Origin of the sequence: Phytohabitans kaempferiae (genome assembly GCF_042433955.1) — a bacterium.
GTDB classification, from domain to species: Bacteria; Actinomycetota; Actinomycetes; order Mycobacteriales; family Micromonosporaceae; genus Phytohabitans; species Phytohabitans kaempferiae.
Map to the genome: position 1 here is coordinate 15,583 of NZ_JBHLUH010000068.1, position 12,990 is coordinate 28,572.

Below are 12,990 nucleotides of genomic sequence, written 5' to 3' on the forward strand. Positions count from 1 at the left end.
GGGCCCCGGCCCGGCCGGGTCGATCACAGCGCCGGCGGCACCGGGCTCCCGTCGTCCCACGTGTTGTCGCGCCACACGTTGCCCGGTTTGGACGAGTCGAACGACGTGATCGGCCCGTACGTGCCGCACTTGCCGTTCTTTCCACGCTGGAAGACGTTGTTGGTGAAGACGATGCCCTGCACCTGCGTGCCGTACGCCTTCTTGGGGTCGAGCCCGCCGTACGCGCAGTACGGAGTGTGCTCGGAGGCCACGAAGAGGTTGCGGTCGAAGGTGTAGTTGGAGTTTGCCGCGAAGTCTCCGAAGATGGCGGCGTTCGCACTGCATCCACCGCCGTTGGAGTTGCCCGGATGGTCGCAGGCGAGCGTGTTGTGGATGAGCTTGATGTTGCTGCCGCCGTTGGACAGGAACGCGTCCAGATGCCAGTCGACGCCGTCCGGCATGTACTGGGCGTGCAGCCACGAGTCTTCGATGTGGCAGTTGCGGCGGCAGTTCACGTTGGTCTGCCCGCCGCGGATCTCGCTCCGCAGCACCGTGATGTTCTGGTACGCGACCGTGTGCGTCTGGCCCCGCCCGCCGTCGATCTCGCTGTCTTCGACGCGCACCGAGCCGTTGCCCTCGGACACGATCTGGCCCGAGATCCGGCTCCTTTTGATCACGACGTCGGCCGCCTTGATGTGGATGTCGCAGTTGACGGTCTTGGCGTCGATGACCGTCTTGGCCTTCGTGATCGTGCAGGACCCTCGGTAGGCCGAAAGCGCCACACCGGCGGGCACACCGGTGTTGCTCGCGTTGGGAAACCCGCCCTTGGCCGGCGGCGCGGCCTTGCTGGCACTGGGGCTGGCCGACGGGCTCGGGCTGGCGCCGAGGCGACCGACCCCGGTCGGGGTCGGGCTCGGCGACGCGGACGGCGTGGCCGAGCCGGTGGGCGCGGCGGCGGTCGGCTCGAGCGTCGCGACGCTCACCGGATCCGGGTCGCTGGGACCGAACCCGGAGACCCCGAGCAGGATCATCACCACGGCGGCGGCGACGCCTGGAACGGCGACCAGACCGACCGCCAACCGCTTTCGGCCCGACACGATCAGCTGAGCTTGCCGTCGACGAACGCGGCGAGAGTGCCCAGCGTCTCGAACACCTCTGCGGTCACGTCGTCGTCGTCGATGGTGATGCCGAACCGCTGCTCGAGCGCCGCGACAACTTCGAGCACCGCCATCGAGTCGAGCTCGGGCAGGCTGCCCAGCAGCGGCGTCGCCCCGTCGAGGCTCTCCGCGCGCTCCTCGATGCCGAGGACTTCCACCAGGACCGCCTTGACGTCCGCGAGCGTGGTGGTAGAGGTCAGATCCATTGCGAAACCCTTGTCAGACGAGCACCTCAGCGGGTGCGGGATGGCTGAGAAACGCGGTCGGGCTGGCGGTGAGGCCGTAGGCACCGGCCTGGAATAGTACGACCAGGTCGCCGATCTCCGCGCGGGGCAGCGACACGTCGTTGCCGAGCAGGTCGAGCGGCGTGCAGAGGCAACCCACGACGGTCGCCGTCTCCTCGGCGTCCTGGTCGATGCGGTTGGCGATGGCCAAGGGGTAGTTGCGGCGGATGACCTGCCCGAAGTTACCCGACGCGGCGAGCTGGTGGTGCAGCCCGCCGTCCACCACGAGGAACGTCTTGCCGCGGGACTGCTTCCGGTCGACGATCCGCGTGACGTACACGCCGCACTCGCCGACGATGTAGCGCCCCAGCTCGATCACCACACGCGCATCGGGCAGACCGGGACGGATCGCCCCATCCAGCAGCTCGGCCAGATTGGCGGCGACCGCGCCGAGGTCGAGCGGCTCGTCCTTGTCGTGGTACGGGATGCCGAAGCCGCCGCCGAGGTTGAGGTAGCGGATCGGGCCAGGCGCGTCGGCGGCGAGGCGGAGCGCCAGCTCGACCGTGCGGCGCTGCGCCTCGCAGATGCTCTCCGCGCGCAGGTTCTGCGATCCGGCGAAGACGTGGAAGCCGAGCACGTCGAGATCGGCGGCGGCCAGGTCCTTCAGCACGGTGGGCACGCGCTCGGAGTCGATGCCGAACTGCTGCGGCCCGCCACCGAGGCGCATGCCGGAGCCCTTGACCTGGAAGTCCGGGTTTACCCGGATCGCGACGCGGGGCCGGATGCCCAGCCGCTCGCCGATGGCGGCGACGCGGTCGGCCTCGTTTTCCGACTCCATCTCGATGGTGACGCCGGCGGCCACGGCTTGGGTCAGCTCGGCCGAGGTCTTGCCCGGGCCGGCGAAGCTGACCCGGTTCGCCGGCATCGGCGTGTCCAGCGCGGTGCGCATCTCCAGCGCGGAGGCCACGTCGAACGAGTCGACCAGGCCGCTGAGGTGCTGCACGACGGCCGGCATCGGGTTGGCCTTGACCGCGTAGCTCAGGTCGATGCCGGACGGCAGCGTCGCGCGGAGCAGCTCGATCCGCCGGGTCAGCAGCCCGCGGTCGTACGCGAAGAACGGTGTGCTGCCGACCCGCTCGGCCAAGCGGTCGACCGGGATGCCGCCGACACTCAGCGAGCCGGCCTCCCGGGCGAAGGCGGTGATGGCGGAATGAGCGGTCACGACAACTCCTCGCGCAGCCGGTTGCGGTCGAACTTGCCGTTGGGCGAGCGCGGCAGCTCGGGGCGCACCACGATCCGTTTCGGCAGCATGTAGAGGGGAAGCTGGCGCTTGAGCTCGGCGAGGAGGCCGGCCTCGTCCACCTCCGCGACGCCCTCGACCGGGCTCACCGCGATCAGGATGTGCTGACCGAGGTCGGGGTCGTCGACCCCCATCGCGACCGCGTCCCGCACCAGGCCGGTCGCGTAGACGACCTCTTCGATCTCCGACGGGCTCACCCGGTAACCGGACGTCTTGATCATCTCGTCGGCCCGGCCGACGAAGTACAGGAAGCCCTCCTCGTCACGGGTGACGAGGTCGCCGGACCACACCGCCATCTCGGGGTACAGCGCGCCTTCCCGGCCCGGCGCCGGCTTGAACCGCTCGGCGGTGCGCTCGGGGTCGTTCCAGTACCCCATCGCGACCAGCGCGCCGCGGTGCACCAGCTCGCCCTGCTCCCCCGGGTCGGTGATCGAGCCGTCCTTGCGGACCACGAGGATCTCCGCGTTGGGGATGGCCTTGCCGATCGAGTCCGGCCGGCGGTCGACCTCCGCGGGGTCCAGGTACGTGGACCGGAACGCCTCGGTCAGCCCGTACATCAGGAAGGGCTTCGCCTGCGGGAAGAGCGACCGCAGTCGATCCAAAGTGGACTTGGGCATCCGTCCGCCGGTGTTGGCGAAGTACCGCAGGTGCTGGGTCGCCTCCGGCGGCCAGGTCTGCTCGGCGAGCTGGATCCACAGCGGCGGCACGCAGGTGAGGCCGGTGACGCTGTGCCTGGCGCAGAGCCGGACGACGTCGCGCGGCAGCAGATAGTTGACCAGCACGACGTGCGCGCCGACCGTGACCGCCGTGGTGAGCTGGCTGAAACCGGCGTCGAAGCTCAACGGCAGCGCGGCCAGGATGACGTCGTCGGCGGTGTTGCGCAGATAGCCGCTCACGCTGTCGGCCCCGGCGACGAGGTTTCGGTGCGACAGCACCACGCCCTTGGGCTTTCCGGTGCTGCCGGAGGTGTAGAGGATCGCCGCCATGTCGACGTCGATCGCCGCGCTGTCGCGCTCGGCCGGCGCGCCGCCCTCGACGTCGACCCATGGCGTGACCGTGTGCGACTCGGACGACCCGGGCTCGCCGCCGACCAGCACCACGTGCTCGATCGACGGGCACTGCGCCAGCTCGTCGCGGAGCAGGGCGTACCGCTCGGCGGAGGTGACCAGCACGCGTACGTCGCAGTCGGCCAGGATGTAGGCGACCTGCCGGGGCCGGAGCAGCGGGTTGACCGGGACGAAGACGCCACCGGCCGCCGAGGCGCCGAACACCGCGGTCACCGTCTCGAGCCGCTTTTCGAGGTAGATCCCAACCCGCTCGCCGCGCCGCAGCCCGAGCCGGCTCAGCCCGCCGGCCACGCGTGTGGACCGATCCCACAGCTGCGCGTACGTCAGGGTCGTGTCCTTGTACGTCAACGCGGGCGACTCACCCCACCGCGCGGCCGCCGCGCTCAGGATGTCGTGCAATCGCGTGTGCATGTGCCAGTTCCTCTCCACGGCCGTCTTACCAGGCGACACAGACGAGCTCGCTGTAGAGGTAGTCGATCTGGTCGGGCGTCAGGTGGTCGCTCTTGAACATCTTGCGTCGCGGGGAGCCGAGCAGCCGGGACAGCCGGGGCCGGTCGCCGACCACGCGCAGCTCGGCCAGGATGGCCAGGACGCCGTGACGGACGAGCAGATGCCGGCTCACCTGGCCGGCCATCGACCGGAACAGCTCGGGGTCGCTGACGTACAGGATCGAGGCGAAGAACGGCAGGCGTTTGCGGCGGTCCTTGCGGAACACGACGTAGCAGCGCCGGTTTCCCCGCACGAGGACGAGGTGCCGCGCGGCGGCCGTGTCGGCGTGGTCGCGGTAGCGCTCGAGGTCTTCGCCGTCGAGCGAGTCCTCGATGACCCGGGGGTCGGCGGAGACCCGACCGCGACCAAACCAGCCCAGCCGGGGCAGCGCCGGCACCAACGCCGTCGACGTGTCCAGGAACTCGAACTTGAGGCGCGTGTTGACGGGCAGCACGTTGCCGCTCGGCGAGAGGTCGGTGAACGTGTGGCCATCCTGCGCCAGCAGCGCCTTGAGCAGCCGCAGGCTGTGGAAGCGGTGCTCGGGCAGCACGCACCAGGCGCCCAGGTTGCAGAACCGCTCGCGCCGCCCGGCGATGGTGCGCTCGGAGTAGAAGGCGAGGTAGGCACCGACGACGGCACCGTCCTGGACGAGCATGAAGCCGTGGTTGGGAGCATCGACCTTCCACGGCACCTCTACGGCCCGGACCCACGCCTCCGCCGAGACCCGGCTGTTGAGGTGCTCGTGGAGGAACCTGGCGACGGCCGGCACATCCGGGCCGCTGATGGGCTTAACGGCGATCCCCATCGGGACTAGCTCTCCACTTCCGTCAGGAGCCCGGACGCCTCAGCGTACTCCGCGCCGGTGCGCGGACAGACGAAACGGCCATCGCCCTTGGCGACCAGCGGCACGCCAGCGCGCCCCACCCAGCCCACGCGGCGGGCGGGAACCCCTACGACGAGGGCGAAATCGGGCACGTCCTTGGTGACGACGGCGCCGGCGGCGACCAGCGCCCACCGCCCGATCGAGACCGGCGCGACGCACACCGCCCGCGCACCGATCGACGCCCCCTCGCCGACCGTGACGCCGATAGCGGTCCAATCCTCCGCGCCTTTCAGCGCACCGGACGGAGTGACCGCACGCGGATATTCGTCATTCGTCAGGACGGCGGCCGGACCGATGAAGACACCATTTCCGAGTTGTGCGGGTTCGTAGACCAGCGCGTAATTCTGCAGCTTGCAGTTATCACCAATACGAACGCCCGGGCCGATATAGGCCCCACGGCCGATGTTGCATCCCCGACCGACCGATGCCCCCTCCCTGATCTGGACAAGATGCCAGACTGATGTGCCGACCCCCAGGTCGGCGGAGGGATCCACATCCGCGCTCGCCTCGATCCGAACAGCATCGCGCGCGCGGTCGGTGGAATGCGTCACAACTGTCCTTCCGGCGGGCCCGAATGTGCCCGGCGACAATACCGCGCGGGCGCGCGCCGGGCCGAAGTGTGCCGGATTTCCGTCACTCCTAAGCGGAGATCATTTCAACCAGGTACTTTGCGTGGGCGGTCGTGGGCTTGGCGGATTACCGCGCCCACATGCCATCGCGACACTGAGTAAACAATCCCGAACAGAGCGAGGATCCGTGAGTTATCCCCGTGGGGCCGAGGATGCTGAGCCGATCGGCGTTGCCGTCGTCGGCGCCGGCTACTGGGGCCCGAACCTGGTCCGCAACTTCCAGTCCTCGGCCGACTTCCGGCTGTGGTGGCTTTGCGATCTCGACGCGTCCCGGGCCCGCCGAGTGCTCGGCGGCTACTCGACCGTCGAGGTGACGGACCGCCTCGACGAGGTCCTCGCCGACCCCCGCGTCTCGGCCGTGGCGATCGCCACACCGGCGGGCACTCACCTCGAAGTGGCGATGGCCGCCCTGCGGGCCGGCAAGCACGTGCTCGTGGAGAAGCCCCTCGCGGCCACGTACGAGGACGGGGCGAAGCTGGTGCGCGAGGCCGAGGAGCGCGGGCTCACGCTGATGTGCGACCACACCTTCTGCTACACGCCCGTGGTCAAGCGCATCCGTGAGGCACTGCACACCGAGGAGCTGGGCGAGGTTCACTACTTCGACTCGGTCCGGATCAACCTCGGCCTCGTACAGCGCGACATCGACGTGATCTGGGACCTGGCGCCGCACGACCTGTCGATCATCGACTTCGTGCTCCCGCTGGGCACGCAGCCGGTCGCCATCAGCGCGCACGGCGCCGACCCCATCGGCGCCGGCCGGGCCTGTGTCGGATTCGTCACGCTCCAGCTCAACACCGGGGCCATCGCCCACCTCCACGTGAACTGGATGTCGCCCATCAAGGTGCGCACCACTATCATCGGCGGCTCGAAGCGGACCCTCGTCTGGGACGACCTCAACCCGACCCAGCGACTGTCCATCTTCGACAGAGGCGTCGACGTGGCCGTTCCCGAGGAGCTCAGCGCCGAGGAGCGCCGAGACGTCTTCGTCTCCTACCGCACCGGCGACATGGTCGCCCCCGCGCTCGTAGAACGAGAGGCACTCAGCAGCATGATCCAGGAATTCGGGTCCGCCATCCGCACCGGCGCTCCCGCCTTGACCGATGGGCACTCGGGGCTGCGCGTGCTCGCCATGCTCGAAGCAGCCTCGCGCAGCCTCGCCAACGGCGGCGCCATGATTCCCTTGGAGGTCACGCGATGAGCGCGCGAACCATCAGGCACAGCGCGCGCGGAGCCTCGTGCGCGCCCGCAGCGAAGCGAGGACAGGCATGAGCGTCTCAGTCCCGATCCGCGGCGCCCGGGCACTCGTCACCGGCGGCGCCGGCACCATCGGATCCCATGTGGTCGACCTGCTCGTCAAGGGCGGCGCCAGCGAGATCGTGGTGCTGGACAACTTCGTCCGCGGGCGCCGGCAGAACCTCGCCTGGGCGAACGCCAACGGCGACGTGCGCGTCGTCGAAGGTGACATCCGCCACGCGGAGCTCCTGCACGACCTGTCCCGCGACAAGGACCTCGTCTTCCACCTCGCCGCGATCCGCATCACGCAGTGCGCCGAGGAGCCCCGGCTCGCCAACGAGGTGCTTGTCGACGGCACCTTCAACGTGCTGGAGGCTGCGCAGGCCTCCGGCGTACGCAAGGTGGTGGCCTCGTCCTCGGCGTCGGTCTACGGCCTCGCCGAGGAGTTCCCGACCACCGAGCGGCACCACCCGTACAACAACGACACCTTCTACGGCGCGGCCAAGGCGTTCAACGAGGGCACGCTGCGCAGCTTCCACAGCATGTACGGGCTCGACTACGTGGCGCTGCGCTACTTCAACGTGTACGGCCCCCGGATGGACGTCTTCGGCGTCTACACCGAGGTCCTGATCCGCTGGATGGAGCGGATCGAGGCGGGCACGCCGCCGCTGATCCTCGGCGACGGGAAGCAGACGATGGACTTCGTCCACGTCGCCGACATCGCCCGCGCCAACATCCTGGCCGCCGAGGCCGACGTCACCGACCAGGTCTTCAACATCGCGAGCGGCGAGGAGACCAGTCTCCTGGAGCTGGCCGGCGCGCTCAGCGAGGTGATGAAGTCCGACCTCGCGCCGGAGTTCGGGCCCGCCCGCAAGGTCAACTCGGTGACCCGCCGCCTCGCCGACACGAGCGCGGCGGCGGAGAAGCTCGGCTTCCGCACCGAGATCGATCTGCGCGACGGCCTGCGTGACCTCGTCGAGTGGTGGCGCGCCGCGAAGCTCGCGGGAGAAGACGCATGAAGCGGATCGCGGTGATGCTGCCGATGCTCGGCGAGGAGGAGGCCGAGGCGGCGACCGCGGCGATCCGCTCGGGCTGGGTCGCGCAGGGCCCGCGGGTCGCCGAGTTCGAGCGGAAGTTCGCCGCCGCGGTCGGCGCCGAGCACGGCATCGCGCTCAGCTCGTGCACGACGGCGCTGCACCTGGCCCTGATCGCCGTCGGCGCGGGGCCGGGCGACGAGGTGATCGTCCCCTCGCTCTCCTTCATCGCCACCGCCAACTCGGCCCGGTACGTCGGTGCGACCCCGGTCTTCGCCGACGTCGACATCGCGACCGGCAACCTCACCGTGGAGACCATCGACGCGGTGCGCACCGAGCGCACGCGGGCGATCGTCGTCGTGCACCAGGGCGGTACGCCGGCCGACGTGCGGGCGCTGCGCGAGGCGGCCGACCGGTGGGGCATCGCCCTGATCGAAGACGCCGCCTGCGCCGCGGGCGCCACCGCGTACGGCAGGCCGGTTGGCGCCGGCTCGCTGATCTCGGCGTGGTCGTTCCACCCCCGCAAGGTGATCACCACCGGCGAGGGCGGCATGCTCACCACCGACAACGCCGAGTGGGCCACACGGCTGCGCCGCCTCCGCGAGCACGGCATGAACATGTCCGCCGCCGACCGCGAGGCCAGCACGCAGCCGGTGCTGGAGGCATACCTGGAGACCGGCTTCAACTACCGGATGACCGACATCCAGGCGGCGATCGGGCTCGTGCAGCTCGACCGGCTCGCCGGGCTCGTGGCACAGCGGCGCGAGCTGGCCGCGCGATACCACGAGCTGCTCGCCGACCTCGACGGCGCGACACCAGTCCGCGACCCCGCGTACGGCCAGAGCAACTTCCAGTCCTTCTGGGTCCTGCTCGACAGCGACTTCGGTGTCGAGCGCAACGAGGTGCTGAGCGTGCTGGCCGACAACGGCGTCTCGGCGCGCCGGGGCATCATGGCCGCGCACCTCGAGCCCGCGTACACAGGGCCGGCGTACGTCGACGCCCCCGCCGCGCCGCTGCCGGTGACCGAGCGGCTCACCCGCGACTCGCTCATCCTGCCGCTGCACCACGCGCTCACCGAGGCTGACCAGGACCACGTGGTGGCCGTACTCCGAAAGGCAGCCGGGCGTTGATCCCACTCGTCGATCTGCAAGCCGCGCACGTCGAGGTCGCCGAGGAGGTGGCGGTCGGCTTCAAGCGCATCCTCGCCAACACGGCGTTCATCGGTGGCGAGGAGGTGGCCGCCTTCGAGCGCGAGTACGCCGCGTTCTGCGGGCTGCCGCACTGCGTCGGCGTGGCAAACGGCACCGACGCACTGGAGCTGGCCCTGCGGGCGGCCGGTGTCGGCCCCGGCGACGAGGTCATCGTGCCGGCCAACACGTTCATCGCCACGGCGGAGGCGGTCGCCCGCGCCGGGGCCAGCGTGGCGCTGGTCGACGCCGACCCGGACACCTACCTGATCGATGTCGACGCGGCCCTCACGGCCGTCACGCCCGCCACTCGCGCGGTCGTGCCGGTGCACCTCTACGGCCAGCTCGCGCCCGTGGAGGAGCTGCGCGCCGCGCTGCCGCCCGAGGTGGTGATCGTCGAGGACGCGGCGCAGTGCCAGGGCGCCACGCGGCACGGGCGTCCGGCCGGCTTCGAGGGGATCGCCTCGACCAGCTTCTACCCCGGCAAAAACCTCGGCGCGTACGGCGACGCCGGTGCTGTCGTGTCCGCCTCCGCGGAGGTCGCCACGGCCGTACGCCGGCTCGGCAGCCACGGTGGCCTCACGAAGTACATCCACGACGTCATCGGCGTCAACAGCCGCCTCGACGGCCTCCAGGCGGTGGTCCTGCGGGCGAAGCTGGCCCGCCTGGCCGCGTGGAACGAGGCGCGGCGGGCCGCGGCCGCCCGCTACGACGCGCTGCTGGCCGATGTCGACGTCGTCCGCCCGGTCACGCTCGACGGCAACGCCCACGTCTGGCACCTCTACGTCGTGCGCGTGCCCGGCGACGGCACGCCGAGCCGGCGCGACGCGGTCGTGAGCGCGTTGAACGCCGCTGGCGTCGGCGCGGGGATCCACTATCCCGTGCCGGTGCACCTCACCCCGGCGTTCGCCGACGTCGCGCGCCGCGCCGGCAGCCTGGCGCACAGCGAGGCCGCGGCGCACGAGATCCTTTCCCTGCCCGTCTACCCGCAGATCACGGCGGACCAGCAGGCACAGGTCGTCGAGGCGCTGCGCGCCGCCCTGGCGTAGCCGGTACACCGAAAGGGCGTCCCTCGGCTCGGGGGACGCCCTTCGCGTGTGCGGGGCTATCCGCCGTAGACCTCGTTTTCGATCACGTCGAGCGTGACCCGCTGGGCCAGCCCCCACGGCGTGGCGCGGATGCTCCCCGCCACCTCCGCCGGCGAGGGCGCCTCGGGGCGCACGGCCTCGCTCAGCGCGTCGGCGATGCCGAACGGCGTGGGCGACGCCCAGCGGATGTACGCGTTGTCGATGCTCGCCTCGGAGTAATCGGACTTGCCGACCACCGGCAGCATCCCGCAGGCCAGCATCTCGTCCGGCACCAGCGAAAGGTTGGTGAAGGACAGGGCGATGCCGGTGGCGCACGAGTTGTAGAGCTCGGCCAGCGCCTGCGGGCGCAGCACGCCGTGGTTGGTGGCCGGGAAGGGGACCTGCACGTTCGGGTCGCCGAAGAGGTGGATCTCGTGCTCGGGATGCCGGCGGTGGAACTCGCGCAGCGCCAGCGCGCCCAGCTCGAAGCCGCGCCGCGCGGTCTCCCGCCTGGCGTAGAAGACCACGCCGGTGCGCCGCTGTGGGTTGGTGAGCCGGTACACCTCGGTGTCGCAGCCGAACTCCGCGATGGCCGCCTGTACGCCGTACCGGTCGCGCAGCAGGTCGGCCAGCATCGGCCCGACCGTGATGGCCCGGAAGCCGAAGCGGTACGTGTCCTCCGCCAGCACGTAGTGCGACCCCTGTGGGTAGAACCACGGCTCGAAGTCCTGGATGAAGTACAGGCGCCGGGTCGGGACGGACGACGACGCCAGCACGTGGGCGGTCTCCCAGCCGGATGCCACGTACGCGTCGAGCGGCGCGAGCCCGTCGGCCACCGAGCGCACCTCGGCCCGCACCTTCGGCCAGAACCGCCGCATCACCTGCTCGTGCCGACCCAGGTCGCCGCGGTACCGGTCGTACAGGTAGAGGACGCAGCGGTGGCCGGCCTCCTCAAGGCCCTCCACCATCCGGAAGAGCGTGGTGTGGCCGCCGGAGCCGGGCGACGGCGGCGTGGTGACCCAGCCGATCGTGAGCGGCGTGCCCCTGCTCGGACGCCGGTCGGGCACGGCGAGCTTGAGGCCACGCGAGTCGGTGATGTTGTCGAAGTCCAGCGGGTCTTCGAGGTCGGCGGCGCCGGTGCGGCGGTATGCCACCCGCGCCGCCCGCTGCGCCAGCCCACGCGCGCCGTCGCGGCGCAGCACATCGAGCACCTCACGGGACCGGGGCTTGCTCATGGTGCCACCTCCACGAGTCGTTCATCGCGCACTGTCGACGGTGCGGATTCCTCGGTCGCGTACTCCTTCATCGCCACCAGTTGCGCCAGCCAGCGCCGGAACGGCAGGTACATCAGCACCGCGTAGATGGCGGTGGCCGCCGAGCCGCCCAGCGCGCAGGCGAGCAGGAGGTTGTCGACGAGCCCGGAGAGGTAGATCCCGGCCGCCGCCGCGGGCGCCCCCGCGAGCAGCGACAGCAGCAGGCGCGTTGTGATCGGGGTGACGCGGACCCGGTAGCGGCGGGCGAGCACCAGGTAGGCCGGCACGATCACCAGCCCGGCGACCGCCGCGTTGGCCCAGCCCGCGCCGGCGAGTCCGGCCCACTCGATGCCCAGTGCCATCGCCGGTACGAGCGTCGCGATCCAGACGATCTGCGCCACCAGCTGGCGACGGGTCGCCCCGACGGCCACCAGGAAGTTGCCCATCAGCTCGACCACGATGCGGATGGCGCCGAACACCGCGAGGCCGGCGAGCGCCTCGGCGGCGGGCTGCCACTTGGCGCCGTAGAGCAACGGCACCACGCTCGCCGCCAGCGCCGAGAGCAGGAGGCCGGCCAGGACCGACCACGCCACGGTCACCGCGACGGCGGCACCGAAGCCCTCGGCCTTGCGGTCGGGGTCGTTGAGCCGCGCGAAGCCGGGCAGGGCGACCGCGCGTACGGCCGCCCCCAGCGCGTTCAACGGCCAGGACGAGATGTTGAAGGCGAGCAGGAAGAAGCCGAGCGCGACGGAGCCCATCATCGAACCGACCATGAGGTTGGGAACGCTCACGATCGCCATGTAGACCAGGTTGGCCGCGGCCAGCGGGATACCGAACCGGACCAGCCCGCGGGCGATCTCGCGGTTCCAGCCGAAGCGGGGCCGCATCCGGACCATCCAGAACTGCACGGCGGTGGTGACCGACTGCGTGATCACGCGGGAGATGGCCAGCGCCATCGCGCCGAGGCCGAGCAGCACCAGGCTCACGGTGATGACCAGGTCGAGCACCAGCGCGATGAGGCCGAGCGCGGTCTGCTCCGGCTGGCGGAAGTCGCGCTGCATGATGGCGTACGGCACGCAGGACATCCCGGCCAGGATCAGCGTCAGCGAGATGACCTGCACGACCCCGGCCGCGTCCGGGCTGCCCATCGCGCCCGCGAACGGCGCCGCCGTCAGGATCATCACGAGGGCGAACACGGCACCGCTGGCGGTGGTCAGCGTGGTCGCCGTAGCCGCCCGCCGCTCGATGTCACCGCTGCGGATGAGGTCGGCGCTGAGCCCGAGGTCGGCCAAGGCCAGCAGGACGTTCTGCAGGGTCAGCGCGACCGCGAAGGCGCCGAAGTCTTCCGGTGCGAGCAGCCGGGCCAGGATGATGCCCAGACCGAGGTTGCCGAAGCGCAGCAGCAGGTTGTTGATCGTGCTCCAGACCAATGCCTTCTTGACCTTGGAGACCAGATCGGGCGAGCCCTCAGGCATGGGGCGCCGCTCC

The 12,990-nt window shown here is 70.7% G+C and carries 12 protein-coding genes; 4 read left to right on the forward strand and 8 right to left on the reverse strand.

All coding sequences use genetic code 11. The annotated features are described in order from the left end of the window. Window positions 1–23: 23 nt before the first annotated feature. From ACFFIA_RS31420 to ACFFIA_RS31445, 6 genes are read right to left on the reverse strand one after another with little or no spacing between them, the layout of a single operon-like run. Window positions 24–1,076, reverse strand: a complete 1,053-nt coding sequence (locus tag ACFFIA_RS31420) for a hypothetical protein (protein ID WP_377257773.1) — start codon at window positions 1,074–1,076, stop codon at window positions 24–26. Window positions 1,077–1,078: 2 nt separating this feature from the next. Next, window positions 1,079–1,342: an acyl carrier protein gene (locus tag ACFFIA_RS31425; protein WP_377257775.1), complete on the reverse strand. Its 264-nt coding sequence runs from the start codon at window positions 1,340–1,342 to the stop codon at window positions 1,079–1,081. A 13-nt stretch (window positions 1,343–1,355) separates the two neighbouring features. After that, complete coding sequence (locus ACFFIA_RS31430) at window positions 1,356–2,582, reverse strand: pyridoxal-dependent decarboxylase, exosortase A system-associated (RefSeq protein ID WP_377257777.1); 1,227 nt, start codon at window positions 2,580–2,582, stop codon at window positions 1,356–1,358. Continuing rightward, on the reverse strand, window positions 2,579–4,138 hold the full coding sequence (locus ACFFIA_RS31435; RefSeq protein ID WP_377257779.1) for an acyl-CoA ligase (AMP-forming), exosortase A system-associated: 1,560 nt from the start codon (window positions 4,136–4,138) through the stop codon (window positions 2,579–2,581). The genes ACFFIA_RS31430 and ACFFIA_RS31435 overlap by 4 nt, the downstream gene beginning before the upstream one ends. Window positions 4,139–4,163: 25 nt before the next feature. Continuing rightward, complete coding sequence (locus tag ACFFIA_RS31440) at window positions 4,164–5,021, reverse strand: hypothetical protein (protein WP_377257781.1); 858 nt, start codon at window positions 5,019–5,021, stop codon at window positions 4,164–4,166. A 5-nt stretch (window positions 5,022–5,026) separates the two neighbouring features. Continuing rightward, window positions 5,027–5,650 carry an acyltransferase gene (locus ACFFIA_RS31445; RefSeq protein ID WP_377257783.1) on the reverse strand — a complete coding sequence of 208 codons (624 nt, stop codon included), beginning with the start codon at window positions 5,648–5,650 and terminating at the stop codon, window positions 5,027–5,029. A 205-nt stretch (window positions 5,651–5,855) separates the two neighbouring features. Between ACFFIA_RS31445 and ACFFIA_RS31450 the strand changes: the two genes are divergently transcribed. From ACFFIA_RS31450 to ACFFIA_RS31465, 4 genes are all read left to right on the forward strand, one after another. Then, complete coding sequence (locus ACFFIA_RS31450; RefSeq protein ID WP_377257785.1) at window positions 5,856–6,926, forward strand: Gfo/Idh/MocA family protein; 1,071 nt, start codon at window positions 5,856–5,858, stop codon at window positions 6,924–6,926. Window positions 6,927–6,993: 67 nt separating this feature from the next. Beyond that, window positions 6,994–7,980: an NAD-dependent epimerase/dehydratase family protein gene (locus ACFFIA_RS31455; RefSeq protein WP_377257787.1), complete on the forward strand. Its 987-nt coding sequence runs from the start codon at window positions 6,994–6,996 to the stop codon at window positions 7,978–7,980. After that, complete coding sequence (locus ACFFIA_RS31460) at window positions 7,977–9,125, forward strand: DegT/DnrJ/EryC1/StrS family aminotransferase (protein ID WP_377257789.1); 1,149 nt, start codon at window positions 7,977–7,979, stop codon at window positions 9,123–9,125. The genes ACFFIA_RS31455 and ACFFIA_RS31460 overlap by 4 nt, the downstream gene beginning before the upstream one ends. After that, entirely contained in the window at window positions 9,122–10,231 is a 1,110-nt protein-coding gene (locus ACFFIA_RS31465; protein ID WP_377257791.1) for a DegT/DnrJ/EryC1/StrS family aminotransferase, read from the forward strand. The genes ACFFIA_RS31460 and ACFFIA_RS31465 overlap by 4 nt, the downstream gene beginning before the upstream one ends. Window positions 10,232–10,287: 56 nt before the next feature. Here the strand turns inward: ACFFIA_RS31465 and ACFFIA_RS31470 are convergent, their stop codons facing one another. Both ACFFIA_RS31470 and ACFFIA_RS31475 read right to left on the reverse strand, forming a co-directional pair. Further along, complete coding sequence (locus tag ACFFIA_RS31470; RefSeq protein ID WP_377257793.1) at window positions 10,288–11,484, reverse strand: rhamnosyltransferase WsaF family glycosyltransferase; 1,197 nt, start codon at window positions 11,482–11,484, stop codon at window positions 10,288–10,290. After that, the gene (locus tag ACFFIA_RS31475; RefSeq protein WP_377257795.1) at window positions 11,481–12,977 is read right to left on the reverse strand and encodes an oligosaccharide flippase family protein; all 1,497 of its coding nucleotides are present in this window, start codon (window positions 12,975–12,977) and stop codon (window positions 11,481–11,483) included. The genes ACFFIA_RS31470 and ACFFIA_RS31475 overlap by 4 nt, the downstream gene beginning before the upstream one ends. Window positions 12,978–12,990 lie beyond the last annotated feature (13 nt).

Excerpts from the sequence above, each read along its gene's own strand:
- ACFFIA_RS31425 (WP_377257775.1), bottom strand. The coding sequence starts at position 1,342 with ATGGATCTGACCTCTACCACCACGCTCGCGGACGTCAAGGCGGTCCTG.
- ACFFIA_RS31435 (WP_377257779.1), bottom strand. The coding sequence starts at position 4,138 with ATGCACACGCGATTGCACGACATCCTGAGCGCGGCGGCCGCGCGGTGG.
- ACFFIA_RS31440 (WP_377257781.1), bottom strand. The coding sequence starts at position 5,021 with ATGGGGATCGCCGTTAAGCCCATCAGCGGCCCGGATGTGCCGGCCGTC.
- ACFFIA_RS31455 (WP_377257787.1), top strand. The coding sequence starts at position 6,994 with ATGAGCGTCTCAGTCCCGATCCGCGGCGCCCGGGCACTCGTCACCGGC.
- ACFFIA_RS31460 (WP_377257789.1), top strand. The coding sequence starts at position 7,977 with ATGAAGCGGATCGCGGTGATGCTGCCGATGCTCGGCGAGGAGGAGGCC.
- ACFFIA_RS31470 (WP_377257793.1), bottom strand. The coding sequence starts at position 11,484 with ATGAGCAAGCCCCGGTCCCGTGAGGTGCTCGATGTGCTGCGCCGCGAC.
- ACFFIA_RS31475 (WP_377257795.1), bottom strand. The coding sequence starts at position 12,977 with ATGCCTGAGGGCTCGCCCGATCTGGTCTCCAAGGTCAAGAAGGCATTG.